General features: G+C 64.2%; 25 protein-coding genes. 6 read left to right on the forward strand and 19 right to left on the reverse strand.

Annotated features, from left to right (window positions below):
* Positions 1-3: 3 nt before the first annotated feature.
* The 3 genes from GEV01_RS14305 to GEV01_RS14315 all read right to left on the reverse strand — a co-directional run bounded on the left by GEV01_RS14305 (position 4) and on the right by GEV01_RS14315 (position 3,403).
* Positions 4-846 (reverse strand): hypothetical protein, encoded by an 843-nt coding sequence (locus GEV01_RS14305; protein WP_152805314.1) that lies wholly within the window; start codon positions 844-846, stop codon positions 4-6.
* A gap of 96 nt (positions 847-942) precedes the next feature.
* The gene (locus tag GEV01_RS14310; RefSeq protein ID WP_152805316.1) at positions 943-1,758 is read right to left on the reverse strand and encodes a crotonase/enoyl-CoA hydratase family protein; all 816 of its coding nucleotides are present in this window, start codon (positions 1,756-1,758) and stop codon (positions 943-945) included.
* 91 nt (positions 1,759-1,849) lie between these two features.
* On the reverse strand, positions 1,850-3,403 hold the full coding sequence (locus tag GEV01_RS14315) for a M28 family metallopeptidase (RefSeq protein WP_152805318.1): 1,554 nt from the start codon (positions 3,401-3,403) through the stop codon (positions 1,850-1,852).
* A 189-nt stretch (positions 3,404-3,592) separates the two neighbouring features.
* On the opposite strand from GEV01_RS14315, the gene GEV01_RS14320 reads away from it, so the two are divergent.
* Entirely contained in the window at positions 3,593-6,388 is a 2,796-nt protein-coding gene (locus tag GEV01_RS14320; RefSeq protein ID WP_152805320.1) for a valine--tRNA ligase, read from the forward strand.
* 59 nt (positions 6,389-6,447) lie between these two features.
* Here the strand turns inward: GEV01_RS14320 and GEV01_RS14325 are convergent, their stop codons facing one another.
* Both GEV01_RS14325 and GEV01_RS14330 read right to left on the reverse strand, forming a co-directional pair.
* Positions 6,448-7,197 carry a hypothetical protein gene (locus GEV01_RS14325; RefSeq protein ID WP_152805322.1) on the reverse strand — a complete coding sequence of 250 codons (750 nt, stop codon included), beginning with the start codon at positions 7,195-7,197 and terminating at the stop codon, positions 6,448-6,450.
* A gap of 286 nt (positions 7,198-7,483) precedes the next feature.
* Positions 7,484-7,909, reverse strand: a complete 426-nt coding sequence (locus GEV01_RS14330) for an Lrp/AsnC family transcriptional regulator (protein ID WP_070271115.1) — start codon at positions 7,907-7,909, stop codon at positions 7,484-7,486.
* Between the two features lie 123 nt (positions 7,910-8,032).
* Here GEV01_RS14330 and GEV01_RS14335 point away from each other — a divergent pair, with 123 nt between their 5' ends.
* Positions 8,033-9,637 (forward strand): phytoene desaturase family protein, encoded by a 1,605-nt coding sequence (locus tag GEV01_RS14335; protein ID WP_152805323.1) that lies wholly within the window; start codon positions 8,033-8,035, stop codon positions 9,635-9,637.
* Here GEV01_RS14335 and GEV01_RS14340 read toward each other — a convergent pair whose 3' ends face one another.
* From GEV01_RS14340 to GEV01_RS14350, 3 genes are read right to left on the reverse strand one after another with little or no spacing between them, the layout of a single operon-like run.
* A complete protein-coding gene (locus GEV01_RS14340) occupies positions 9,638-10,606 on the reverse strand; it encodes a threo-3-hydroxy-L-aspartate ammonia-lyase (protein WP_152805325.1) in 969 nt (322 codons plus the stop codon).
* A 26-nt stretch (positions 10,607-10,632) separates the two neighbouring features.
* Positions 10,633-11,607: an ornithine cyclodeaminase family protein gene (locus GEV01_RS14345; protein WP_152805327.1), complete on the reverse strand. Its 975-nt coding sequence runs from the start codon at positions 11,605-11,607 to the stop codon at positions 10,633-10,635.
* Positions 11,597-12,223 carry a helix-turn-helix transcriptional regulator gene (locus GEV01_RS14350; RefSeq protein ID WP_152805329.1) on the reverse strand — a complete coding sequence of 209 codons (627 nt, stop codon included), beginning with the start codon at positions 12,221-12,223 and terminating at the stop codon, positions 11,597-11,599. The genes GEV01_RS14345 and GEV01_RS14350 overlap by 11 nt, the downstream gene beginning before the upstream one ends.
* A gap of 110 nt (positions 12,224-12,333) precedes the next feature.
* On the opposite strand from GEV01_RS14350, the gene GEV01_RS14355 reads away from it, so the two are divergent.
* Entirely contained in the window at positions 12,334-12,774 is a 441-nt protein-coding gene (locus GEV01_RS14355) for a DUF2147 domain-containing protein (RefSeq protein WP_008445177.1), read from the forward strand.
* A gap of 31 nt (positions 12,775-12,805) precedes the next feature.
* Here the strand turns inward: GEV01_RS14355 and GEV01_RS14360 are convergent, their stop codons facing one another.
* A complete protein-coding gene (locus GEV01_RS14360; RefSeq protein ID WP_152805331.1) occupies positions 12,806-13,636 on the reverse strand; it encodes a spondin domain-containing protein in 831 nt (276 codons plus the stop codon).
* Between the two features lie 304 nt (positions 13,637-13,940).
* On the opposite strand from GEV01_RS14360, the gene GEV01_RS14365 reads away from it, so the two are divergent.
* The 3 genes from GEV01_RS14365 to GEV01_RS14375 all read left to right on the forward strand — a co-directional run bounded on the left by GEV01_RS14365 (position 13,941) and on the right by GEV01_RS14375 (position 17,076).
* Positions 13,941-15,455 carry an Ig-like domain-containing protein gene (locus GEV01_RS14365; protein ID WP_152805333.1) on the forward strand — a complete coding sequence of 505 codons (1,515 nt, stop codon included), beginning with the start codon at positions 13,941-13,943 and terminating at the stop codon, positions 15,453-15,455.
* A gap of 25 nt (positions 15,456-15,480) precedes the next feature.
* A complete protein-coding gene (locus GEV01_RS14370) occupies positions 15,481-16,626 on the forward strand; it encodes an OmpA family protein (RefSeq protein WP_175023050.1) in 1,146 nt (381 codons plus the stop codon).
* An 81-nt stretch (positions 16,627-16,707) separates the two neighbouring features.
* Positions 16,708-17,076 carry a YbaN family protein gene (locus GEV01_RS14375; protein WP_152805335.1) on the forward strand — a complete coding sequence of 123 codons (369 nt, stop codon included), beginning with the start codon at positions 16,708-16,710 and terminating at the stop codon, positions 17,074-17,076.
* Here the strand turns inward: GEV01_RS14375 and GEV01_RS14380 are convergent, their stop codons facing one another.
* The 10 genes from GEV01_RS14380 to dusB all read right to left on the reverse strand — a co-directional run bounded on the left by GEV01_RS14380 (position 17,077) and on the right by dusB (position 25,666).
* Positions 17,077-17,835: an SDR family oxidoreductase gene (locus GEV01_RS14380; protein ID WP_152805338.1), complete on the reverse strand. Its 759-nt coding sequence runs from the start codon at positions 17,833-17,835 to the stop codon at positions 17,077-17,079.
* A 110-nt stretch (positions 17,836-17,945) separates the two neighbouring features.
* On the reverse strand, positions 17,946-18,884 hold the full coding sequence (locus GEV01_RS14385; RefSeq protein WP_328595520.1) for a LysR family transcriptional regulator: 939 nt from the start codon (positions 18,882-18,884) through the stop codon (positions 17,946-17,948).
* Positions 18,877-19,344: a YaiI/YqxD family protein gene (locus tag GEV01_RS14390; RefSeq protein ID WP_152805340.1), complete on the reverse strand. Its 468-nt coding sequence runs from the start codon at positions 19,342-19,344 to the stop codon at positions 18,877-18,879. Before GEV01_RS14390 ends, GEV01_RS14385 begins: the two co-directional genes overlap by 8 nt.
* Positions 19,344-20,399: a Holliday junction branch migration DNA helicase RuvB gene (gene ruvB, locus GEV01_RS14395; RefSeq protein WP_008445167.1), complete on the reverse strand. Its 1,056-nt coding sequence runs from the start codon at positions 20,397-20,399 to the stop codon at positions 19,344-19,346. Before ruvB ends, GEV01_RS14390 begins: the two co-directional genes overlap by 1 nt.
* A 15-nt stretch (positions 20,400-20,414) precedes the next feature.
* Positions 20,415-20,717, reverse strand: coding sequence for a hypothetical protein (locus GEV01_RS30760; protein ID WP_175023052.1), 303 nt, complete (start codon positions 20,715-20,717; stop codon positions 20,415-20,417).
* A gap of 639 nt (positions 20,718-21,356) precedes the next feature.
* Positions 21,357-21,935, reverse strand: a complete 579-nt coding sequence (gene ruvA / locus GEV01_RS14405) for a Holliday junction branch migration protein RuvA (RefSeq protein WP_043479752.1) — start codon at positions 21,933-21,935, stop codon at positions 21,357-21,359.
* 27 nt (positions 21,936-21,962) lie between these two features.
* The gene (gene ruvC / locus GEV01_RS14410; protein WP_152805344.1) at positions 21,963-22,523 is read right to left on the reverse strand and encodes a crossover junction endodeoxyribonuclease RuvC; all 561 of its coding nucleotides are present in this window, start codon (positions 22,521-22,523) and stop codon (positions 21,963-21,965) included.
* A 91-nt stretch (positions 22,524-22,614) separates the two neighbouring features.
* Positions 22,615-24,201: a bifunctional phosphoribosylaminoimidazolecarboxamide formyltransferase/IMP cyclohydrolase gene (gene purH, locus GEV01_RS14415; RefSeq protein ID WP_152805346.1), complete on the reverse strand. Its 1,587-nt coding sequence runs from the start codon at positions 24,199-24,201 to the stop codon at positions 22,615-22,617.
* 105 nt (positions 24,202-24,306) lie between these two features.
* Positions 24,307-24,540 (reverse strand): helix-turn-helix domain-containing protein, encoded by a 234-nt coding sequence (locus GEV01_RS14420; RefSeq protein ID WP_008445162.1) that lies wholly within the window; start codon positions 24,538-24,540, stop codon positions 24,307-24,309.
* Positions 24,541-24,649: 109 nt separating this feature from the next.
* Entirely contained in the window at positions 24,650-25,666 is a 1,017-nt protein-coding gene (dusB, locus tag GEV01_RS14425) for a tRNA dihydrouridine synthase DusB (protein WP_328595521.1), read from the reverse strand.
* Positions 25,667-25,771: the final 105 nt, after the last annotated feature.

The raw sequence follows: 25,771 nt of genomic DNA on the forward strand, positions 1-25,771 counted from the left end.
CGATCAGTTGACTAAGGAGTAAACGGTGCCGTTGGCATGGCGGGCGATCACGCGGCCGTTCTGCTCGGACATCAAGGGGCCGCTGATATCGACCGACGCGGCACCGGTATATTGCTTGACCACGACCGACCGGCCTTCCTTGTCTGCGGCGTTGGCGGCCAGATCCAGCTTCAGCATCTGCACCGTCTGGGCTATGCCCTCGGCCACGGCGGCGCGGTACTTCTGGCCATGGTCCGCCGCCCACACCGGCACCGACGCAACGCCGCCCGGCCCCACCGCGGCCGACTGATAGAACAGCGTATTCTGATACACCGGCGTGGTGTTACCACCCTTCCACATCAGCGCCCAGGTGTGGATATTCAGGCGCGAGTAATCGGGTGTCAGCGTGTACTCGGTTTTGACGTACAAATATCCCTGATTCGGCTTTAACGCTTCGACCGTGGCGTTGAGCTCCTTGCCTTGTCGGATCAGCGCGCCCTTGTCGACCTGGCTGAACTTGAAACCGAAATCGCTCTGGAAAGCCGGGTCCATCGCAGTCCACATCTGCTGGCGAAAATCCAGGTCGTCGATCGACGCATAGAACGGATCGATCGCGCCCTGCACGGCGTTCTGCCGGCCTTCGATGATGTTCGAATCGATCATCGCCCCCAGCAAGCCGCCACCCAACGCGGCGCTAACGCCGGGCGCTTCGGCGCGGACGATCAGCTCGTCCTGCCACACCACGGCCTGCGCCCTGACGTCGCTGATCTGCTGGCGCACGTCCGGCGTCAAGGCGATCCGCGGCGGCGACGCGCAGGCGCTCAACAAAATGGCCAGACTTCCCACTATCGCTAGTCTCTGCAGCATGTTATCCCTTTTGGTAGATTATTTTACAAATATCCAGCCAGCAAGGTACACGGTGTGATTTCAAAATGCAATGTTTTTAATACCCAGAGGCAACACTTAGTCCTTGAAAGCCGGCGGCCGCTTGCTCATGCCGGACATCATGGCTTCATGCAAGTCGGCCGACATCAGCATGGCGGCGTTCCAGGTGGCGTTGTAGTTGAGGCCGTCGGCTACCGAGTGGTCGCGGGCGTAGGTGATCATTTCCTTCACGCCGCGTATCGCCAGCGGCGCCTTGGCGGCGATGTCGGCGGCGATCGCGTGCACGCCCTCGCGCAGCGCTTCCGGCGTGTCGAACACGCGGTTGACCAGGCGGATTTCCTTCGCCTCGGCGGCGTCGACCTTGCGCGCCGTGTAGGCCAGCTCGCGCGCCATGCCGTCGCCGATCAGTTTGGGCAGGCGCTGCAAGGTGCCCACGTCGGCCGTCATGCCGATATCGATTTCCTTGATGGTGAACCAGGCGTCGGCCGAGCAGTAGCGCATGTCGGCGCAGCAGATCAGGTCGATGCCGCCGCCGACGCAGGCGCCGTGCACGGCCGCCAGCACCGGCTTGCGGCAGCGCTCCAGGCTGGTCAATGTGTCCTGCAGGTCGAGGATCACGCGGCGCAGGTTCTCGCGCGTGCGGCCGTCGCAATCGTCGCGGATCTGCGCGCCCAGGCCCATCATCATCTGCAGGTCGATGCCGGACGTGAAGGCCTTGCCCTCCCCTTCCAGCACCGCCACGCGGATCTCCGGCGTGGCGTCGATGTGCTGGAACACGCTGCGGATATCGTTCCACATTGCCAGATTCATCGCGTTCAGTTTCTCCGGGCGGTTCAGGCGCACGGTGGCGATGTGGTTTTCAACGCTGAGGGTGACGGTTTCAAAGCTGGGCATCGGGGTCTCCTGTTATGGTTCGCTCAAGAATACCCCAGGTGGGGCGGCCGCAACAACAGGCCGGCCGCCCCGGCGCACCCAATGGGCGGCATTACTGCGGCGGATACGTCACGGTCAGCGTGTAGCTGGACGCGGTGTAGCCGTTCAACAGCACATAGGCATTGCCGGCGGCCGTGTACGACACGCTGCAGTTCTCGGTGCTGGTCGGGCCGTCGGACTTGCAGTCGTAGGTGGTGGTGGTCGGCGTGCCGGCCTTGCGCACGTACAGGTCGGTGTCGCCGCTGCCGCTGAGCGCGGCCTTGAAGCTGCCGTTGGCCGCCACCTTGTACGGACCGTAGGCGCGGGTCTGGCCCTTGGTCAGCGTGCCGGTGAAGGTTTCGGTGTGGTCGGCCGGCGGCGTCACGCCGCCGCCGTCGCTGCCCAGCTCAACCGCGTAGGCCAGCGCCATGCGCGCAAACTTCAGCGCGTGGTCGGCCTGGTTGCCGGTGTTGGCGTAGGTGTCGTTGGCGGTGTGGATGTAGGGATCATCCTCGCCCATCGCCGCCTCGAACGGCATCGACGACCAGTAGCCGGCCGAGGTCCACGATGCATGGTCGGAGCAGGCGTAGCCGCACTGGTCGTAGCCGATTTTCAAGGTCGGCAGATAGGTCGTGATCAGGTTGCCGACGAAGGTGTTCTGCGCATTGTCGGTGTAGTCGGTGTACAGGTAAATGTCGTTGACCGAGCCCTTGTAGTTGGTCATGTCGAGCTGCATCACGCCGACCACGTTGACGTTGTTGGCCTTGTGGTTCTGGGCGATGTCCTGCGAGCCGCGCAGGCCCACTTCCTCGGCGGCGTAGCCGATCAGCTTGATGGTGCGGCGCGGCTTGTAGCCGCTGGCCACCATCACCCGCAGCACCTCGGTCAGGCTGGCGATGCCGGAGGCGTCGTCGTCGGCGCCGGGCGCGCGCGTGGTCTCGCTGGTGCCGGACTGGTTGATCGAGTCCAGGTGGCCGCCCAGCACCACCACTTCGTTCGGATTGTCGGTGCCGGTGATGGTCAGGATCACCGATTTCTGCGGCCACGATGCGTGCGTGTACTGGGTCACGGCGATGTCGCTGCGGCCGGCCGCCATCGTGGTCCAGCGCTGCTTGAGCCAGTTGGATGCGTTGACGCCGTTGTTGGTGGTGTAGTAGCGGTTGGCGTAGGACGACATGTCGACGATGGTCTGGCCGATGTTACTGGCCTGCATCTGGCTCAGCATGGGATTGACCACGCTTTGCTGGTCGATCACATACGACGGCCGGATCGCGGCCAGTTGCGCAGTGCGGGCCTGGTCCTTGGCCGGCGACAGCGCGGCCAGGCCGGCCGCCTCGCTGGCATGGAACATGAAACCGCCGCAGCGGCGCAGCTTCTTGTGCACGGCGGCCGACAGCGACAGCATCTGCTGCTCGTCGACCTCGACCAGATGCAGCTTTTCCTGCCCCGCCGAAGCGGCGAACGTGGCGCGGCTCTCGCGCGCCTGCACCTGCGGCGCCACCTTCTGCAACTGGGCATAGGCGGCGTCGCCGACGCTGATCCAGATCTTGTTGGACTGGGCCAGCGCGGAAGCCGAAGCACCGGCGAATAAGCCAGCGATCAGCACAGCAATGATGCGTGTTGTCATTTCCGTCTCCTTGTCATTAAAACCATTATCGGGGCCGACAACGGTATGCCTTTGACGGAGACGAGTCAAAAAAATTCCAGAATTCGACATCCTGGCCGCAAATGTCCAGAGTTTAACAAGCTGCTAATCTGCGCATGGCTTGCCGCGTCATCTATAATGGCTGTTTCTCCAAATTTAATCTGCCAAATCATGGAATTAGCCAAGTCTTTCGAGCCTGCCGACATTGAACAATTCTGGCGTACCGAGTGGGAACAGCGCGGTTACTACACCGCCACCCTCGACGCCGGCAAACCTTCTTTCAGCATCCAGCTGCCGCCGCCGAACGTGACCGGCACCCTGCACATGGGCCATGCCTTCAACCAGACCATCATGGACGGCCTGACCCGCTACCATCGCATGCTGGGCCATAACACCGCCTGGATCCCGGGCACCGACCACGCCGGCATCGCCACCCAGATCGTGGTGGAGCGCCAGCTGGACGCGCAGAAAATCTCGCGCCACGACCTCGGCCGCGAAGAGTTCGTCAAGAAAGTCTGGGAGTGGAAAGAGAAATCCGGCTCCACCATCACCGGCCAGATGCGCCGCCTGGGCACGTCGCCGGACTGGCAGCGCGAGTACTTCACGATGGACGAGCCGCGCTCGAAAGTCGTCACCGACGTCTTCGTGCGCCTGCATGAGCAAGGCCTGATCTACCGCGGCAAGCGCCTGGTCAACTGGGATCCGGTGCTGGGCACCGCCGTCTCCGACCTGGAAGTGGTGTCGGAAGAGGAAGACGGCTCGATGTGGTACATCAAGTACCCGCTGGCCGATGGCAGCGGCATGCTGACCGTCGCCACCACCCGTCCTGAAACCATGCTGGGCGACGTCGCCGTGGCCGTGGACCCGACCGACGAGCGCTACCTGCCGCTGGTCGGCAAGATGCTGAAGCTGCCGTTGACCGACCGCGAAATCCCGATCATCGCCGACGAATACGTCGACAAGGAATTCGGCACCGGCTGCGTCAAGATCACCCCTGCGCACGACCTGAACGACTACGCCGTCGGCCAGCGCCACAAGCTGCCGCTGCTGACCATCATGACGCTGGAAGCGAAGATCAACGATGAAGCGCCGGTCGCCTATCGCGGCATGGACCGCTTCGTGGCCCGCAAGCAGATCGTCGCCGACCTGGACGCGCAAGGCTTGCTGGAACAAGTCAAGCCGCACAAGCTGATGGTGCCGCGCGGCGACCGTACCGGCGTCATCATCGAACCGATGCTGACCGACCAGTGGTTCGTCGCCATGAGCAAGCCGGCGCCGGAAGGCACTTTCTTCCCGGGCAAATCGATCGCCGAAACCGCGCTGGACAAGGTCGCCAACGGCGAGATCAAGTTCGTGCCGGAAAACTGGAGCACCACTTACAACCAGTGGCTCAACAACATCCAGGACTGGTGCATCTCGCGCCAGCTGTGGTGGGGCCACCAGATCCCGGCATGGTATGACGACGCCGGCAACATCTTCGTCGCCAAGACCGAAGCCGAAGCGATCGCGCAAGCGGCCGCCAAGGGCGTGACCGGCCCGCTGCGCCGCGACAACGACGTGCTCGACACGTGGTTCTCGTCCGCGCTGGTGCCGTTCTCCACGCTGGGCTGGCCGGAAGAAACGCCTGATATCAAGGCCTTCCTGCCGTCGTCGGTGCTGGTCACGGGCTTCGACATCATCTTCTTCTGGGTGGCGCGCATGGTCATGATGACCGCGCACTTCACCGGCAAGGTACCGTTCGAGACCGTGTACGTGCACGGCCTGGTGCGCGATTCGACCGGCCAGAAGATGTCCAAGTCCAAGGGCAACACGCTGGACCCGATCGACCTGATCGACGGCATCGGCATCGATGCGCTGGTGGAGAAACGCACCACCGGCCTGATGAATCCGAAAGCGGCCGAGAAGATCGCCAAGGCTACCCGCAAGGAATTCCCGGAAGGTATCGCCGCCTACGGCACCGATGCGGTGCGCTTCACGATGGCGTCCTACGCCTCGCTGGGCCGCAACATCAACTTCGACCTGGGCCGCGCCGAAGGCTATCGCAACTTCTGCAACAAGCTGTGGAACGCCACCCGCTTCGTGCTGATGAATACCGAAGGCAAGGATTGCAGCGCCAGCGTGGCCGACCTGTCGAACGCCGACAAGTGGATCATCTCGCTGCTGCAAAAAGCCGAGCTGGACGTGGCCAAGGGCTTCGAAGACTACCGCTTCGACAACATCGCTTCGACCATCTACAAGTTCGTCTGGGACGAGTACTGCGACTGGTATCTGGAAGTGGCCAAAGTCCAGGTGCAGAGCGGCACCGAAGGCCAGCAACGCGCCACCCGCCACACGCTGCTGCGCGTGCTGGAAGTGGTGCTGCGTCTGGCGCATCCAGTCATCCCGTTCGTCACCGAAGCGCTGTGGCAGGCCGTCGCGCCGCTGGCAGGCAAGACCGGCGATTCGATCATGACCCAGCCTTACCCGATCGCCAACACCTCCGCCATCGATGAATCGGCCGAGGCGTGGATGCAGCAGCTGAAGGCACTGACCGATGCGACCCGCAACCTGCGCGGCGAAATGCAACTGGCGCCGTCGCTGCGCGTGCCGCTGATCGTCGAACCGACCAATGCGGCCGACAAGGCGGCGATGGAAGTGTTCGCACCGTACATCCAGTCGCTGGGCAAGCTGGCCGAGGTGCAGATTGTGGATGCGCTGCCGGAATCGCCAGCCGCCGTGTCCATCGTCGGCACGACCAAGCTGATGCTGAAGGTGGAGATCGATGTGAAGGCCGAGCGTGAGCGTCTGGCCAAGGAGATCGCCCGCGTTGAAGGCGAGATCAACAAGGCCAACGGCAAGCTGTCGAACGAAAGCTTCGTCGCCCGCGCACCGGCCGAGGTGGTGGCGCAGGAGAAGGAACGCGTCGCCAACTTCTCGGCCACGCTGGACAAGATGCGCGAGCAGTTCGCCAAGCTGCCGGCTGCCTGATAAGGTCTGCCTCTAAGCAAAAAGCCGCCCGGTGCAAACCGTGCGGCTTTTTTTATTCTTCATGGATTTCCGGAAACGTGTTTGGTCGCACGACGTTTGCGACGGCGGGCGCCTCGTCCGGAACCGTTCTTGGGCTGTGTGCCGTTGCCGGGCGTCGCTGCTGGCGCGCTGGGTGGGCGGAGGCTGGGTTGTCGCGGCGCTGATTGGCGCGCTGTGGGCTGCCGTCCAGTGCGAGTGCGTTCAATGTCGGCCGCTGCTGGACTGGCCGTGCGGCGCTTTGATGCCTGCGTGACCTGGTCTTGCGCCGGTTCGATTGCCGCCGGAGGGGGGCGTCGATCTTCCTGCGTCTCGCCAGCGAGCAAACGCGCTATCGCCGCTTTCCTGGCCGCCCGGCAGACGTCGGCCAACAGCCATGCATCACTGCCTGGAAGGCGCAGCCAGATGGCTTTCCACGCATTGCGGTTGCCGCTGCCCTGCAGGTTCGCAAAACAGGACGGCGACACCGCGTGCTTGCCATACTTGATTTCCGCCCCTTCCACTATGGCGAAATATTGCTGGCGGTCGAAGCTGGCGCGCAGCCTTGTTCCTTCGGGAAGAAACAACTCCTTCCATTGGTAGCCTGCTTCGGATAGTGTCGCCGGCTGCTGCTGCGGAGGTGGCGGCGGTGGATTGATGTAGTTGCGGATGGCCTCGCAGACGAAGGGCTCCAGGCCGAAAACATCCGACCAGAACAAGCCTGTGAATTCGCCCAGCTCTACCAGCACATCGTCGGGCACGCGGATCGGGAATTGAAGGCTATGAGTAGGCATGGGGGTTCTCCAAAATCGGGTTTTTACTAACCGCTGCTAACCACCGCTAAGGCGTACTACAGCGCGCTAAGGCTTACTAAAATTTCCGTACCGATCGCTAACTGATACTAAAATTTTGGAGCCTGTATTCGTTAGAACCGATTAGCAGCAGTTAGTTCCCGATTAGTGCGAACTCTGGCGAAATATCGATGGTTATCACGAGGTAGTAGTGGTTATCGCGTTTTAGTAAAACCCGAAAAAAAGCGAACCACCCCCTGTATCCTCCGCGAAAACCGGAGAACCGGAGTCAGCGGTCGATACGCGTGGTCATCATGATCGACGTTGTGGTGCGCTCCACGCCATCCAGCGCGCCAATGCGGTCCACTACGCCGTCCAGTTCTTCCACTGATGCCGCTTCAACGCCGGCGATGAAGTCGTAAATGCCGTTCACCGAATGCAGCGTGCGTACCTGCGCGACACGGCGCAAGGCCCGCTCGATGGCGGGCGTCAGCTTGGGCGTGGCCGTGATCATCACCAGCGCCCGCACCAGCCCAGCCTGATAGTCGGCGCTGGTGCGCACGGTGTAGCCGATCACCACGCCGGAACGTTCCAGCCGCTCGATGCGGCTTTGCACTGTCGTGCGCGACATCCCCAGCTTGCGCGCCAGCTCGGTCGTCGTGGCCCGTGCGTTTTCGCGCAGCAGCGCCAGCAGTTGTTGGTCGATCTCGTCCATGTTTTCCTTTTGCCGAAATATTCGGCATTTTGACTAGTATTTTCCCGCAATTCGTCTACCTGAGCAATGCAATTTGCCGAACCTGTCCGCACAATGGAGGTTCTGAGTTCAAGGAGTGATCTGATGCGCGACGTGGTGATTATCGGCGGCGGCCACAACGGTCTGGTGTGTGCCCATTATCTGGCCAAGGCCGGCTTGAAAGTCACGGTGCTGGAGCGGCGCTCCGTGGTCGGCGGCGCGGCGGTGACGGAGGAATTCCATCCAGGCTTCCGCAACTCCGTGGCCGCGTACACCGTGTCGCTGCTCAATCCCAAGGTGATCGCCGACCTGGAGCTGGCCAGGCATGGCTTGCGCATCGTCGAGCGTCCGCTGTCGAACTTCCTGCCACTGGAGGATGGCCGCTACCTGAAGATAGGCGCCGGCCAGACCGAGGCCGAAGTGGCGAAGTTTTCTCCACGCGACGCCGGCCGCCTGCAAGCCTACGCCGAGCATCTGGAAACGGCCGCCGCCTTGCTGCGCGACACCGTGCTGCAAACGCCGCCCAACGTGGTCCAGGGCGGCTGGCTGGGCGCCCTGCCCGAGCTGTTCAAGGCCGGCAGCCTCGGCAACCGCCTGCGCAAGCTGCCCATCGCCACCCAGCGCGAATTGCTCGACCTGTTCACCAAATCGGCCGGCGACTATCTGGACGGCTGGTTCGACAGCGCGCCGATCAAGGCCGCCTACGGTTTCGACAGCATCGTCGGCAACTACGCCAGTCCGTACACGCCCGGCTCGGCCTACGTGCTGCTGCATCATGTGTTCGGCGAGGTGAACGGCAAGAAAGGCGCATGGGGCCACGCCATCGGCGGCATGGGCGCGATCACGCAGGCGATGGCGCGCTCGGCCGAGGCCAGCGGCGTCGAGATCCGCACCGACTGCGGCGTGCGGGAAGTGCTGCTGGATAAGGGCCAGGCCGTGGGCGTCGTCACCGCACGCGGCGAGCGGCTCGATGCGCGGGTGGTGGTGTCCAACCTCAATCCGCGTTTGCTGTACACCTCGCTGGTGGACGCGGCCGCACTGCCCGCCGACTTCCTGCGCCGCATGGAAGGATGGCGTTGCGGCTCCGGCACCTTCCGCATGAACGTCGCGCTGTCGGAACTGCCGGACTTCAGCTGCCTGCCCGGCAAGCAGATGGCGGAACACCACGGCAGCGGCATCATCATCGCCCCCAGCCTGGACTACATGGAGCGCGCCTATCACGACGCCCGCGCCCTGGGCTGGTCGCGCAAGCCGATTGTGGAAGTGCTGATTCCGTCCACGCTGGATCCGACGCTGGCGCCGCCCGGCCAGCATGTCGCCAGCCTGTTCTGCCAGCACGTGGCGCCGCAGCTGCCCGACGGCGCCAGCTGGGACGATCACCGCGATACCGTGGCGGACCTGATGATAGACACCGTCAACAGCCACGCGCCCAACTTCAAGGCTTCGGTACTGGGCCGGCAGATCATGAGTCCGCTCGACCTGGAGCGCACCTTCGGCCTGGTCGGCGGCGACATCTTCCACGGCGCGCTGGGGCTGGACCAGCTGTTCTCGGCACGCCCCATGCTGGGCCATGCCGACTATCGCGGCCCGATCGCCGGGCTCTACACCTGCGGCGCGGGCACGCATCCCGGCGGCGGCGTCACCGGTGCGCCCGGCCACAACGCCGCACGCGAAGTGCTGCGGGATTTCAAGCTGAAGAAGTACGCCTGATCACGGCGCCAGCAAGGCGGCGTAGCGCTCGATATCGACGTTGCCGCCGCTGATGATGACGCCCACGCGCTTGCCGCGCAGTTGCTCCTTCATGGCGCGTGCGGCGGCGAAGCCCAGGCAGCCGGTCGGCTCCACCACCATCTTCATGCGGGCGGCGAAGAAGCGCATTTCAGCGCGCAGCTGTTCGTCGCTGACGGTCAGGATATCGTCGACGTCGCGCTGGATGATGGGAAAAGTCAGCTTGCCCAGGTGCTGGGTCTGCGCGCCGTCGGCAATGGTCTTGGGCGTATCGATGTGCACGATGCTGCCGCTGCGGAAGGATTGCTGGCCGTCGTTGCCCGCTTCCGGTTCCACGCCGTAGATTTTGGTGGACGGCGAAATCGCCCGCGCCGCCAAGGCCGAACCGCTCAGCAAGCCGCCGCCGCCGAGGCAGACGAACAGTGCATCAAGACGGGGCACATCCTCCAGCAATTCCTTGGCCGCCGTGCCTTGGCCTGCGATCACGTCGGCGTGGTCGTAGGGCGGGATCAGCGTCAGGCCATGTTTGGCGGCCAGGTCGCGGCCTATCTGTTCGCGGTCTTCGGTGTAGCGGTCGTAGAGCACCAACTCGGCGCCGTAGCCGCGCGTGGCGGCGATCTTCGAAGCCGGCGCGTCGTGCGGCATGATGATGGTGGCGGGTATGCCCAGCAGCCTGGCCGACAGCGCGATCGCCTGCGCATGGTTGCCCGACGAGAAGGCCACCACGCCGGCGCGGCGCTGCACGTCGTCGAAGCGCGCCAGCGCGTTGTAGCCGCCGCGGAATTTGAACGCGCCCATGCGCTGCAGGTTCTCGCACTTGAAGAACACCTCGGCGCCCAGTTCCTCGTTGGCGGTGCGCGAGGTGGCCACCGGCGTGCGGTGCGCGTGGCCGGCGATGCGTTCCGAGGCGGCGACCACGTCGGCGTAGGTTGGGAGTTTCAGTTCGCTCATCATATTCCTCGTATTGATTTCTTGCGTTACCAGGGCCAGGCGACGTTGGTGCCTGTGCCAGTTGCCAAAGCGCGCTGCTGCAGCATGCGCGCCACCGAAAGATCCTGCAGGGCGATGCCCGTCATGTCGAACAGCGTGATGGTGTCCGCCGCGATGCCGTGGCGCGCGCGCCCGCCGGCGGCCAGCAGCGTGCCGAATTCCTGCGCCGGCGTCTGCGGCGCCCATTGCAGCTCGCCGATGGTCAGCGCCTGCGTCAAATCGTCGGCCCAGACGCGCGCCCGCGCCGGCAAGCCTTCCGGCAGTTCGCGCTTGCCGCGTGTGTCGCTGCCGACGCAATTCAGATGGGTGCCGGGACGCACGGCCTGCGCCGCGAACAGCGGGCCGCGTCCGGGCGTGGCGGTGATAACGATGTCGCTGTCGGCCACCGCCGCGTCGGGGCTGGCGCCGGGGGCGATGTCGCAGCGCTGCGCGAAGCGCGCTTCGAACTGCGGATCGCGGCGGCCGTCGGACGTCAGGTAGCGCACGCGGCGCAGCGCGGGCAGCACGCGCAGCGCGTAGTCCACATGCGCCGCGGCTTGCACGCCGGTGCCGAACACGCACAGCGCCGCACTGTCGCGCCGCGCCAATGCCAGCAGGCCCAGCGCGCCCGCCGCCGCGGTGCGGGTGGTGGTGACGGCGTTGCCGTCGATCAGGCATTGCGGCCGTCCGCTGGCCGGATCGAACAGCATGATCGTGGCCTGGTGGCCGTCGGCGCCGTGCTGGCGGTTGCCGGGCCAGAAGCCGGCCGCCTTCATGCCCAGCAGCTCCTGCTGCATCACGCCGCCGGACTTGATGCCGAACACGCCGGCCGGCAAGACTTCGCGCACCAGCGGAAAGATGCGGCCTTCGCCGTTGGCGTGCAGCAGGAAGGCTTCGCGCACGGCGGCCATCACCAGTTCCGGCTGCAACAGCGCGGCGGCCTGGTCGCGGTCCAGCAACAGCAGTTGGGCTTTATCTGGCATCGTTGTACACCGTGGCGCGCGAGACGTTGAGGTAATTGGCGACGATGTCCATGGCGCGGCGCACGTCGCTCAGGCCGGACTCCTTGAGCTCGCGCATCAGCGCCTTGCGCTCGTCGGCCTTGAGCGCGCGCGGCGTGGTGGCCAGGCGCGCGGCGAACTGGTCGATACGGGCGCGCAGCGCGTCGGCGCCGGCCGGCTCCAGCGTCTCGCGGATGGCGGAATCGTTGTCGACCGAGCTGAACTGCGTCAGCAAGGTGTTCAGGCTGCGGAACACCGTCAGGTCGACATTCATGCACAGCGCGGCGACGTACTGCCCGGTGCTATCCTTGATGCCGATCGAAGTACTCTTGGCGCGGCGGCCGTCGGCGAAGGTGTTGGGATAGTTGGCGATGACCTGGGCGATGTCGGGGTCGGCGGCGCGCGCCAGGCCCAGCTCCGTCGCCGGTGCGCCGATGCTGCGCCCGGACAGGTTGTTGTGGATCGCTAAAATGGCGTGCTCGGGATCGGTCAGGTCGTGCAGCACCACTTCGCAGAACGGCGCCAGGGTCCTGCCCAGGCCGTCGGCGATTTGCTGCATCTGCTGGAGCAGGTTTTGCTGTTCGGGCGTTTTCTTCATTTACACATATTATCTTGTTTTAGATATTTTGTGTAAAACCCGTAAAAATAGTACGACCGGTCATTTATTTGCTACACTCTTTGGACAAAAAATCACCCTGGAGACACCACATGAAATACCTCGCCTTCATCATCACCGCCGCGCTGTCCATCGCGCCGGCCTTTGCCGACGACGCCTCCCCGGTCGGCCTGTGGAAAAACATCGACGACGTCAGCGGCAAGCCGAAAGCGCTGATACGCATCACCGAAAGCAATGGCGCGCTGCAAGGCAAGATCGAACAGCTGTTCCGCGCGCCGAACGAAGACCAGAATCCGAAATGCGAAAAGTGCGAAGGCGCGCGCAAGGATCAGCCGGTCGTCGGCCTGGTGATCATGACCGGCCTGAAAAAAGACGGCGACGAATACAACGGCGGCGAGATCCTCGATCCGGACAACGGCAAGGTCTACCGCAGCAAAATGCACCTGACCGACAGCGGCAAGAAGCTGAGCGTGCGCGGCTACATCGGCGTGCCGATGCTGGGCCGCTCGCAGGTGTGGGTGCGCCAGGAATAAACGCACACAGCCATCCCGGCGCAGTTGTCGCTTAAGCGCCGGCGCTGTTGCGGCGACGCGCCACCACGCCCAGCAGGCCGAGGCCGGCGAACAGCATCGCATAGGTTTCCGGCTCCGGCACGGCCGTCACCGAAATATCGAGGCGGCCGATGGCTTGCTGGTTGTTGAAGTTCAGCGCAGTCCAGTCGAAGTTGGCCGGCACGTAGTTGCCGCCATCGACAAAGTCCGCATAGGGATTGCCGGTGACAACGTGCACCACGCCATGCTCGTCTATCCCCTGATTCGGTCCACTCTGGCCGCCGCCGATACCGTAGGCGCCGTTGGCCAGCGAGTAGGCGAAGTTGTTCTGCTCGGTGCCGGCGTCATACACATGGCCGGCGCCGCCCAGCGCCAGCGACAGGCTGCCGCCACCCGCCAGCGACGACAGGTCGATCGCCTTGGCGTTGTCATTGCCGATAAAGAAATCATTGCTGAGCACGACCATCGCGGCGTAGCTCAGGTAGCGGTTGGCGCCGCTCAAATCGACGTTGTGCAGCGTGAACGTGCTGCTGGCGCCGGGAAAGCGCGGTCCCAGCGGCAGCCTGGTCTGCAAGCCGCCCGCGACCTGGCTGGCGAAGTCGGAGGTCAGCACGCCGGCATTGCCGTCTTCGGCCGCGCGCTCGATCGCCACCGACGCCGCGCTGCCGACATCGAAGCTGTCGAAGCTGCCGTTGTGCAGGCCCAGCCACAGCGGCGCGACGCCGACTCCGCCGACCGGCGCGGTGTTGGTGAAGGTGAAGGTAACGTCTGCCGCCTGGGCGGCGCAGGCCGACAGGCCGACGCAAGCGGCCAGCACGGCCTTGGCGAGAGGGTAAGGTTTCATCTGATGTCTCCTGGTGGAATGTGAACGGGATGCCGCGCAGCCGCGCGGCCCGTGTTGGTCACATGACATCGCATCGTCCTTACAATGATTTCATTTTTATATTTTTTGTATCCGCCGTAAGGAAGACGGCGCGGCGCCGACTAAGCGCTCCGACGTTTAAATCCCACAAAGTTTCCTGATATCAAGGTGCTATGCGCGCAAGCGCACATACCGGCCCGGCCGGGCATGACATCGTGGACCACTTGCCTTACGCCCAGCGCGAAGGCTGCTTGTTGGTCCACTGTTTCAGCACAAAGGAAACATCATGAAATCCCTGAAGAGATATACCCAGACCCTGGTCTGTTCCGTCGGCCTGCTTGCCGTAGCCCTGCTGGCCGGATGCGGCGGCGGTGGCGACCAGGGACGCGATCCCATACTCGGCCTGCCGGCCGCCACGCTGGTGTCGCTGGCCGTTACGCCGCCGGCGCCCGGCATCGCGCTGGGCGCGACGCAGCAGTTCAACGCCAACGCCACCTTCAGCGACGGCTCCACGCAAGCGGTAGTCGCCGCGTGGAGCTCCGCCACGCCGGCCGTCGCCACCGTCGCCGCGGCCACCGGCCTGGCCACCGGCACCGGTGTCGGCAGCGCCGTCATCAGCGCCGCCTACAACGGCAAGACCGCATCGGCCACGCTGACCGTCACGCCGGCCGTGCTGCTGTCCATCGCCGTCACGCCGCAAGCGCCCACCGTGCAGATCGCCGCCACGCGCCAGCTGGCGGTGGTCGGCACCTACTCGGACAACACCACGCTTGACCTGACCGCCAGTTCGACCTTCGTGTCGGCAACGCCGGCCAGCGCCACCGTCAGCACCGGCGGCCTGGTCTCCGGTGTCGCGCTCGGCACTTCGGTGATCACCGCCACCAGCAACGGCAAGAGCGCCGCCACCACCGTCACGGTGCCCGCCGCCACGCTGACCAGCATCGCCGTCACGCCGGCCGCCGCCACCGTCCTGATCGGCGGCCAGCAGCAATTCGTCGCCACCGCCACCTACTCGGATAACAGCACCGCCTTCGTCACCGGCAGCGCCACCTGGACGTCGGCCAGCCCGTCGATCGCCACCATCGCCGGCAGCGGCATGGCGACCGGCGTCGCCGCCGGCACCGCCACCATCACCGCCACCGTCGGCGCCAAATCGGGCAGCGCCGCGCTGACGGTGTCCGCCATCGTGCTGCCGCCGGTCGCCCTGCCGGTTCCACTGGGCGGCGCCGCCAGCTTCGCGGTACTGGCCGGCACCTCGCTGACCAATAACGCCGGCGGCACCACGCTGATCACCGGCGATGTCGGCTCGCCTTCGCAGACCACCGATCCGACGCTGGCCGCCGGCTACACCAACTACAAATCCGGCGCCATCCTGTCCGGCGCGCTGGCCGATCTGCAAACCGCGATCAGCAACGCCAACGGCCGCAGCTGCGACGTCAGCTTTGCCGGCGGCGTCGATCTCGGCGGCCAGACCTTCGCACCGGGCGTGTACTGCTACGCCGGCGCCATCAACATCACCGGCACCATGACGCTGAGCGGTCCCGGCGTGTACATCTTCCGCACCGCACTGACGCTGAACTCGACCGCCAATTCCATCGTCGCCCTGAGCAACGGCGCCACCGCGGCCAATGTGAACTGGCTGCCGGTCGGCCCGACCACGCTGGGCGCCAACAGCGTCTTCAAAGGCACGATCCTCGGCCAGTCCGCCGCGATCACCGTCGGCGACAACACCACGCTGCTCAGCGGCCGCGTGCTGACCGCCGCCGCCGTCACGCTGCGCAACAACCAGATCACCAAATAAACGCTCACCTCTCAGGGACACCATCATGACCATCGCAAAAAAACTAGGAACACTGAGCGCGCTCGCGTGCGCCATGCTCGCCATGCAAGCCGCGCAAGCGGAAGAGCCTTTCGTCAATCCGGACTGGGCCAACAGCGCCTGGTACCTGGGCGCGGGCGTCGGCCGCTCGCGCGCCAACATCGACCAGCAGCGCCTGACCAACAGCCTGCAAGCGAACGGCGCCACCGTCACCGCCTTCAACACGGACCAGCGCGACACCGGCTACAAGCTGTTTGTCGGCAAGCAGCTGAACCGCTACCTGGCGCTGGAGCTGGGTTACTTCGACCTGGGCCAGTTCGGCTTCGACGCCACCACGTCCGGCAACGGCACGCTCAACGGCGAGGCCGGCTTCCGTGGCGCCAACCTGGACTTGCTGGCGCAACTGCCGCTGACCGAGCGCCTGTCGCTGCTGGGCCGGGTCGGTGCGAACTACGCCAAGACCAGCACGCATTTCGGCGGCAACCGCCTGGCGGCAGTGACCGGCCCCGATCATAGCGAACGCAAGCTCAACGCCAAGGCCGGCCTGGGCCTGGAATACAAACTGAGCGAAGCCCTGGCGCTGCGCGGCGAAGTGGAACGCTATCGCGTCAACGACGCCGTCGGCAACCGTGGCGATGTCGACCTGTTGTCGGTCAGCCTGGTCTACAAGCTGGGCCGGCCGGCGCACAGCGCACCGGTCTACGTGCCGCCGCCGGCCGAGGCGGCGCCAGCGCCAGCGCCGGTGGTAACGCCGCTGCCACCACCGCCGCCGAAAGCGCCCCAGCCGACATCGGAGAAAGTATCGTTCGCCGCTGAAGCGCTGTTCGATTTCGACAACTCCGCCGTCAAGCCGGACGGCAAGGCCGCGCTGGACGACTTGCTGCTCAAGCTGCGAGGCATGGACACCGAGGTGATGGTGACTGTCGGCCATACCGACTCGGTGGGCGCCAGCGACTACAACCAGAAGCTGTCGCTGCGCCGCGCCGAAGCGGTCAAGGCCTACCTGGTGAGCAAGGGCGTGGACGCTACGCGCATCTACACCGAGGGCAAGGGCGAAACCCAGCCGCTGGCCGACAACCGCACAGCGGAAGGCCGCGCCAAGAACCGCCGCGTGACGGTTGAAGTGGTCGGCACCCGTACCGTCGCCAAGTAAGCAAGCCAGGGCGGGACGCCCCTACTATCCACGCTGCGGCAGAGCGTGGATAATGGGGCGGTTCCCCACCAGGCTGATTGCATGAAAATATTCCTGAACCTGGTCGGCTGCCTGGCCATCGCTCTGGGCGTCCTCGGCATTTTTTTGCCGCTGCTGCCGACCACACCCTTTCTACTACTGGCTTCCGCCTGCTTCGCACGCGGCTCGACCCGCATGCACCACTGGCTGCAGACCAACCGCGTCTTCGGCAAATACCTGCGCGACTACGAGAACGGCCAGGGCATCCCGCTGCGCGGCAAGGTCTGGGTGCTGATCTTCATGTGGGCCTCGCTGGGCTATTCGATATGGCGCGTGGGTAAGCTGCCGTTGCAGATCATGCTGGTGGCCATCGGTGTCGGCGTGACCATCTACCTGACCCGCTTCGTGCCTACCCTGCGCATCCCCAAGTAATTACGACGCCTGATTGGTCGGCATCACGACGACCTGCTGCAGGTTCACGTGCTTGGGCTGCGTGGCCAGGAAACCGACCACCTCCGCCACGTCTTCCGGCTTCAGGAAGTTGATGGTTTGCTTCGCCCCTTCCAGCCATGCGATCGCGCCGGGGAACTGGAAGTGGCCTTGCAGTTCCGTGTCGGTGCAGCCCGGCTCGATCACCGACACGCGCACATTCTTCGGCCCCAGCTCCGCCCGCAGGTGGCGCGTCAGGTGGCTGACGTAGGCCTTGGTGGCGCTGTAGACGGCAAAGTAGGGATAGATGTTTTGCGCGGCGATCGACGAGGTGTTGACCAGGTCGACCGTGGCGCCCGCCTCCGCCGACTTCAGCAGTTGCGGCACGAAGGCCGAGATCACGCGCATCGCGCCGGTGACGTTGAGGTCGATCTGCTGTTCCCATGGACCGGTCTCGCGCGCTTCAATTGCAGCGGGCAGCATCACGCCTGCGTTGTTGAAAACCAGGTTGGCCGGGCCCCAGCTTTGTTCGATGGTCGCTGCGGCCTTGTCGATCGATGCCTGGTCGGTGACGTCGACCGTCAATGCCATCGCGGTGCCGCCGGCTGCGCGGATCTCGGCGACCAGCTGTTCCAGCATGTCGCCACGGCGTGCCAGCACGGCGACCTTGGCGCCGCGTGCGGCCAGCAGTTTGGCGGTGGCGCGGCCGATGCCGCTGGAGGCGCCGGTGATGACGGCAACACGGTTCGATAATTGAGTCATGGTAGTTCTCCTGTTGGTTAAGCGCCGGAAGCGCCGGCGACAGGTGAACTATAGGTGCGCAACCCCAACCGGAGTAGTCGCAAAACCCCGTTACAGTACCAACTTAAAGTTTACAAAGCGTGCTTGCGCAGCTCGGCGGCGGACAGGTAAAACTGCCCGCTGTCGCGCAGCCGCTCGACCGCGAAGTCGATAAAGCGCCGCACCCGGCCCGGCATGTCGGCGCGCTGGGCGAAGTACAGATACAAGCCCATGCGCTCACTGACATGCTCGACCAGCAGCGGCTTCAGGCGCCCGTCGCGGATGGCGGCGGCGCCGTTGATGCTGTCGATCTGGCCGACGCCCATGCCGGCCAGCACCATGTGCATTTCCGTGTCGGGGTCATTGCTCAGCAGGACGGTCTGCACGTGATGGAACACGACGCCGCCATCGACCTCGAATTCCCACGCCATCGCTCGGCCGCTGCCCGGCTGGCGGTAGCCGGTGCAGCGGTGCGCCTGCAAATCGTCCAGCGTGCGCGGCACGCCGTGGCGCTGCAAGTACCCGGGCGTGGCGCAGACGATCTGCTGCACCGGGAACAGGCGGCGGCTGACCACTTGCGCATCCGGCGCGTTGCCGCCTCGGAAGCCGACGTCGATGCGGTCGCCCACCAGGTCGGCGAAGCCGTCTTCCTGCAGCAGGTCGAACTGGATCAGCGGATAGCGTTGTTGGAACTCGGCCAGCAGAGGCGCCAGCATCTTGCGCGCCATCGAGCCCGAGGTGGCGATGCGTATCATGCCCTCGTCTTCGCGCGCCGCGCTGCGGGCGCGGTTGAGCGCGCCGACCATGCCGTCCAGGCTGGGCTTGACCGACTCCAGCAGGCGCTGGCCTTCCTCGGTCAGCGAGCTGTTGCGGGTGGTGCGGTGGAACAGGCGCACGCCGAGGTGCTGCTCGAACTGGCGGATGGTTTTGCTGACGGCCTGCGGCGTGGTGCCCTGCGCTTCGGCGACCTTGTTGAAGCTGCCCAGTTCGGCGGCTCTGACGAAAGTCGAGATGGCGCGCAGTTCATCCACGGCTGGCGGACTCGCGCTGGATCTTGCTGATGTGGCGGTCCAGGCTGTTGGCGAAGTTCTGCCGGTCGCCCTGGCTGAAGGCGGCCGGGCCGCCGGTGTCGACGCCGCTGCCACGCAGCTCGTCCATGAAGGCGCGCATGGTCAGCATCTGCGCGATGTTGTCGTCGGTGTAGAACTCGCCGCGCGGGTTGAGCGCGTAGCCGCCCTTCTTCAGCACGTCCGAGGCCAGCGGGATGTCGCCGGTGACGACCAGGTCACCCGGTTCCAGCAGGCGCACGATTTCCTGGTCGGCCACGTCGGCGCCGGACGGCACTTGCACCGAACGGATGTGGCGCGACGGCGGCACCCGCAGCAGCTGGTTGGCCACCAGCGTGACTTGCAGCGGCACGCGGTCGGCCACGCGGTAGAGGATTTCCTTGATGACCGCCGGGCAGGCGTCGGCGTCGACCCAGATCTGCATCACAGATCCCACAGTTCGCCGTTGGGATTGGTGCGCGGCGGCGTGACGCCGAAGTGCTTGTACGCGGCCGGCGTGGCGACGCGGCCGCGCGGCGTGCGTTGCAGGAAGCCTTGCTGGATAAGGTAGGGTTCCAACACGTCCTCGATGGTGTCGGCCGCTTCGCCGATGGCCGCCGCCAGGTTGCCGATGCCGACCGGGCCGCCGCCGAACTTGTACAGCACCGCTTCGAGCAGCTTGCGGTCCATGACGTCGAAGCCGACGGTGTCGACGTCGAGCATGACCAGCGCGGCGTCGGCCACGGTCTTGGTGATGTCGCCGTTGCCTTTGACTTCGGCGTAGTCGCGCACGCGGCGCAGCAGGCGGTTGGCGATACGCGGCGTGCCGCGCGCGCGGCGTGCGATCTCGACCGCGCCGTCGGGAGCGATGTTGGCCTTCAGCAGTGCGGCGCTGCGCGTGACGATCTTGGTCAGTTCCTCGGTGTTGTAGAACTCCAGGCGGGCGACGATGCCGAAGCGGTCGCGCAGCGGATTGGTCAGCATGCCGGCGCGGGTGGTGGCGCCGACCAGCGTGAACGGTTGCAGGTCCAGCTTGACGGAGCGCGCGGCCGGGCCTTCGCCGATCATGATGTCGATCTGGTAGTCTTCCAGCGCCGGGTACAGGATCTCCTCGACCACCGGCGACAAGCGGTGGATTTCATCGATGAACAGGACGTCGTTGGCTTCCAGGTTGGTCAGGATCGCGGCCAGGTCGCCGGGACGTTCCAGCACCGGGCCGGAAGTCTGGCGCAGGTTCACGCCCATCTCGCGGGCGATGATGTTGGCCAGCGTGGTCTTGCCCAGGCCGGGCGGGCCGAACAGCAGCGTGTGGTCGAGCGCTTCTTTGCGGTTGCGGGCGGCGGCGATGAAGATTTCCAGCTGGTCGCGGATCTTGGACTGGCCGACGTATTCATCGAGATGCTTGGGCCGCAAGGCGCGCTCGATCGCCTCTTCATTCGGCGACGATGGCGCCGCGTCGATGATGCGTTGTTCGGTGAAGCTGTCGGTCTGGATGCTCATGCAGTTGCTGGTTGCCTAATCAAGTTTCGGTGGTGTTTGCAGTATGCGGGTGATGTAATTGTGTATCTGTCTTTTGCTTATCCTGAGTAGGCGCAGTTCCCGCTCAGTCAGCATACGGTAGGGAATACCATCCAATTCCGGTGGAGAGTCTATTTTCACCACCAGTGATTCTACCTTGCCTTCATCCATCAACTGCTTCCAAGCCCTCAATGATCCTTTCAGCCGTGCGAGCTCGACTGAGAAATCTGGCTTCTGACGCGGTAAGGGATTCGAATCCGAAGCCGAACCGCTGTCGCCACCAATATTCGATGTGTCCATGCTGCCTCCGTAGCTCTGAGAGTTTTGCATCCGTAAGGGCTAGCTCAGCCGAATAATCCCTGCCCCTTAAAACCGTCGCGCCTATGACACAGCCTTTCTGCGCAAGTATGTGACCTCGCAAATTAGCGAGAGTTCCGCCTTGTCCGAGGACGTCATCTACCAGCAAATAGTTTAGTCCAATTAAAACTCGACCACTGAAAATCACTTGGCGTTGCAGCCGTTCGTATCCGCTTGCACCAGCGTGTTTCAGCTTATTTGCCTGAACTATCCTACGCTCCCAGGGCCACCGCAGAAGAGCAGAGATAGTCCTCGCCATCGCATCGGGGATGACGCTGACACCAGACGCCTCCGTCGTACGCACACTGACCAATACAGGGGCTTGCGCATCAAAACGCTTCCAAAGTTGCTCCAGCACTGGAAAGGAAATCGCGTCGGCAACCAATTCCATGGCCGCCCACGTATCTCCTGCCGTGGCTGCTGGATAAGCATGGTGCATCTTGACGAAATTCTCCGACGCGTGAATGTAGACGGGTGGGAAGTGGTTCCAGGGAAAGCGTATCGCTTGGTCCATGATCGGCAGCTCCGCTTGGCTCGATGGTCGAGCTTAGGCGGAGCCGCTTGCGATTCGATTGAGGCGTATCAGCCTTTGGACAGCGCCTTCAGTGCTTGCTTGATGCCGTCCGAAACGCCGCTGCCGGCGGGGACGGTCTTCAGTGCCAGCAAGGCTTCCTTGTCGGAATAGCCCAGCGCCAGCAGCGCGTTCAGGATATCGGATTGCGAGTCCGGCACGGCGTGCGCGCCGCCGGCGCCGATGTCCGCGCCCAGCTTGCCTTTCAGTTCCAACAGCAAACGCTCGGCCGTCTTCTTGCCGATGCCCGGCACCTTGACCAGGCGGCCCGATTCCTGCAACGTCACCGCCTGCGCCAGGTCGGCGATCGACATGCCCGACAAAATCGACAGCGCGGTGCGCGCGCCGACACCGGTGATCTTGATCAGCTGGCGAAACACCGCCCGCTCCTCGGCGTTGCCGAAGCCGAACAGCAGATGCGCGTCCTCGCGGATCGCCTGGTGCGTGAACAGCACCACTTTCTCGCCCACGCCGGGCAGGTTGTAGAAAGTGCTCATCGACACATCGACTTCGTAGCCGACGCCGCCGCAGTCAACCAGCAGTTGCGGCGGATTTTTTTCAAGCAGAATACCGGAGAGACGACCGATCATCGTATTAAGGCCTTTAAAGAGGGAGGTTTAGCCGACCAGGCGGCCGTTTTTCATGCGCAGGCCGGCCAGCGGACCGCGCGCGGCCGTGGTCGTGCCCTGGTCGGCGCCGGCGATCAAGGTCAGCGTTTCGCGGCTGTGCGCGTGGCAGATGGCGACACCGAGCGCATCGGCGGCATCGGTGCCGGGCAGACCGGGCAGCGACAACAGCCGCGCCACCATGTCCTGCACCTGCGCCTTGACCGCGCGCCCCGTGCCCACCACCGCCTGCTTGACCTGCGTCGGCGAATACTCGGCTACGCTCAAATCGGCCGACACCAGCGCGCAGATGGCTGCGCCGCGGGCCTGACCCAGCAGCAAAGTCGATTGTGGATTGACGTTGACGAACACCTGCTCGATGGCGGCGTAGTCGGGTTGGTAGGTGCGGGCCACTTCGGCCACGCCGTCCAGGATCACCTTGAGGCGGGTGGGCAGATCCCCCTCGCCACTCTTGATGGTGCCGGAAGCGATGTAGCGCAGCTTGGCACCCTGCTTGTGGATGACGCCAAAGCCGGTCGTGCGCAAGCCGGGGTCGATGCCTAGAATAATCATTCCCGGATTGTAACCGGGAACATTGAATGCTGTATATAAAAACAGTGCGGCGGATCCGCAGATCCGCCGCACTGTGCATGCTACCTAGGTCTTAATGGCGGAAATGACGGGTGCCGGTGTACAGCATGACCACGCCGCGCTCATCGGCCGCGTCGATCACTTCCTGGTCGCGCATCGAGCCGCCCGGGTGGATCACGCAGGTCGCGCCCGCATCGACCACCACGTCCAGGCCGTCGCGGAACGGGAAGAAGGCATCCGACGCCACGACCGAACCGGTCAGCGACAGGCCGGCGTTCTGCGCCTTGATCGAAGCGATGCGGGCCGAGTCGATACGGCTCATCTGGCCTGCGCCCACGCCCAAGGTCATGTTGTTACCGCAGAAGACGATGGCGTTGGACTTGACGTACTTGGCCACGCGCCAGGCAAACATCATGTCTTGCAGTTGCTGCGGCGTAGGCTGCAGCTTGCTGACCACTTTCAGGTCGGCGATCAGCACGTTCTTCGAATCGGCCGACTGCACCAGCAGGCCGCCACCGACGCGCTTGAAGTCCATGGCGTTGACGCCGTTACCCAATGGGATTTCCAGCAGGCGCACGTTCTGCTTGGCCGACAGGATCTGCTTGGCTTCAGCGGTGAAGGTCGGCGCGATCAGCACTTCGACGAACAGCTTGGCCAGCTCGGTCGCGGCAGCCGCGTCCACTTCGACGTTGAAGGCGATGATGCCGCCGAACGCCGAGGTCGGATCAGTCTGCAGCGCGCGCTTGTACGCGTCGGCCGCGTTGGCGCCCAGCGCCACGCCGCACGGATTGGCGTGCTTGACGATCACGCAGGCGGCGCTCTGGTCGAAGCTGCCCATGCTCTTCACGCATTCCCATGCGGCGTCCGCATCGGCGATGTTGTTGAACGACAGTTCCTTGCCCTGCAGCTGCTTGTAGTTGGCCAGCGCGCCTTCGGTCGCGGCGACGTCGCGGTAGAACGCGGCCGACTGGTGCGGGTTTTCGCCGTAGCGCATGTCCTGCACTTTTTCAAACGCCACGTTCAGCGTCTTCGGATAGGTGTTGCGGCTGGCGTGGGCGCGGCTCGCGTCCAGGCTGGTCAGGTAGTTGGCGATGGCGCCGTCGTACTGCGCGGTGTGCGCGTAGACCTTGGTGGCCAGCGTGAAGCGGGTGTCGTAGCTGACGTGGCCTGGGGCGTTGTCGGAGGCCTTCATTTCAGCCAGCACCACGCCGTAGTCGGCCGGGTCGCAGATGACGACCACGTCCTTGTGGTTCTTGGCGGACGAACGCAGCATGGCCGGGCCGCCGATGTCGATGTTCTCGATCGCGTCTTCCAGCGTGCAGGTATCCTTGGCCACGGTGGCCTGGAACGGGTACAGGTTGACCACCACCATGTCGATGGTCGGGATGTTGTGCTCTGCCAGCTTGGCCATGTGCTCCGGGAAATCGCGGCGGGCCAGGATGCCGCCGTGGACTTTCGGGTGCAACGTCTTGACGCGGCCATCGAGCATCTCCGGGAAGCCGGTGTAGTCGGCCACTTCGGTGACAGCGACGCCGTTGTCGGCCAGCAGTTTGGCGGTGCCGCCGGTCGACAGGATGTTGACGCCCATGGCGGACAGCGCGCGGGCGAAGTCCAGCACACCGGTTTTGTCGGAGACGGAGATGAGAGCTTGTTTAATCATGGCTTGAGAGGGCTAGTGGTTGAATATGAGGTAAAACGTATTCGGTATTGCGGGTGCGGCATCGGCGGCCGTCCCCAGCCACTCATGCCGGAAAAACGCGCGCTGTTACAGCAGGCCGTGTTCTTGCAGTTTTTTGCGCAAGGTATTGCGGTTGATGCCCAGCATCTGCGCGGCATGAGACTGGTTGCCGTCGGCGCGCGTCATGACCACTTCCAGGATCGGTTTTTCCACGGTCAGCACGACCATGTCGTAGATGTTCGATGCCTGCTGCTCGCCCAGGTCGTTGAAGTAATCTTCGAGGCTCTTCTGGACTACTTCCTGGATGCTTTCTTTGCTCATTTTATATCGTTCGCTGTTTTAATCTGTTGACGCTGGTAAATCGCTCCAAGGGCTTGTGGCCCGGGCGCTTACCCTTCTGATCCGACTTTTTTAGGCTCTCTACGCCGTCTTACGCCGCTTCCAATTCTTCGGGGAGGCGGTATTGTAACCGCTCGCCGTAACTCCACTGGGATTCGAAGAATTGATCGACGGCAATCAGTTGTTCCTCGGTGGATTCCAGCAGGTTCATTCTCTGGCGGAATTCCTCGCCGCCTTGCAGGTCGCGCACATACCAGCCGATGTGCTTGCGCGCCGTGCGCACGCCCAGATAATCGCCGTAGAAAGCATAGTGGGCGCGCAGGTGTTCATCCATCAGGGCGCGCACTTCGTCCACATACGGCGCCGGCAGATGGGTGCCGGTGCGCAGGTAATGGTCGATCTCGCGGAAGATCCACGGACGGCCCTGGGCGGCGCGGCCCACCATGACAGCGTCGGCGCCGGTGTAGTCGAGCACGAACTTCGCCTTTTCGGGCGAGGTGATGTCGCCGTTGGCCACCACCGGGATGGCAACCGAGCGCTTGACCGCTGCGATGGTGTCGTACTCGGCGTCGCCGGTGTAGCCGTCGGCGCGGGTGCGGCCGTGCAGGGTCAGCATGGCGATGCCGGCGTCCTCGGCAATGCGCGCGATGTTCAGCGCGTTTTTATTGGAGCGGTTCCAGCCGGTGCGGAATTTCAGCGTGACGGGCACGTCGACCGCCCCCACCACGGCATCGAGGATCTGCTTGACCAGCACTTCGTCCTGCAACAGGGCCGAACCGCACCACGCATTGCAGACCTTCTTGACCGGACAGCCCATGTTGATATCGATGATCTGGGCGCCGCGCTCGACGTTGAAGCGGGCGCAATCGGCCAGATCCTGCGGATCGGCGCCGGCGATCTGCACCGCTTTCGGTTCCATCTCGCCTGTGTGGTCGGTGCGGCGCGAGCTTTTTTCGGTCGCCCACAAGCGCGGATTCGAGGCCGCCATTTCGGACACCGCATAGCCTGCTCCGAGCTGTTTGCACAGCTGGCGGAAGGGGCGATCGGTGACGCCGGCCATGGGGGCGACGAAAACGTTGTTGCGCAGTAAATGAGGGCCGATTTGCACTGGCGATACCTGAACGTGAAGAAGGAACCCTCTATTTTAACCGAAGGGCTGCTCAAATAATAAGCACTATTTTTTATGAATTCGGCAAATGTGCAGCCTTGCCGT

This window comes from Rugamonas rivuli (genome assembly GCF_009380165.1).
Taxonomy (GTDB): domain Bacteria; phylum Pseudomonadota; class Gammaproteobacteria; order Burkholderiales; family Burkholderiaceae_D; genus Rugamonas; species Rugamonas rivuli.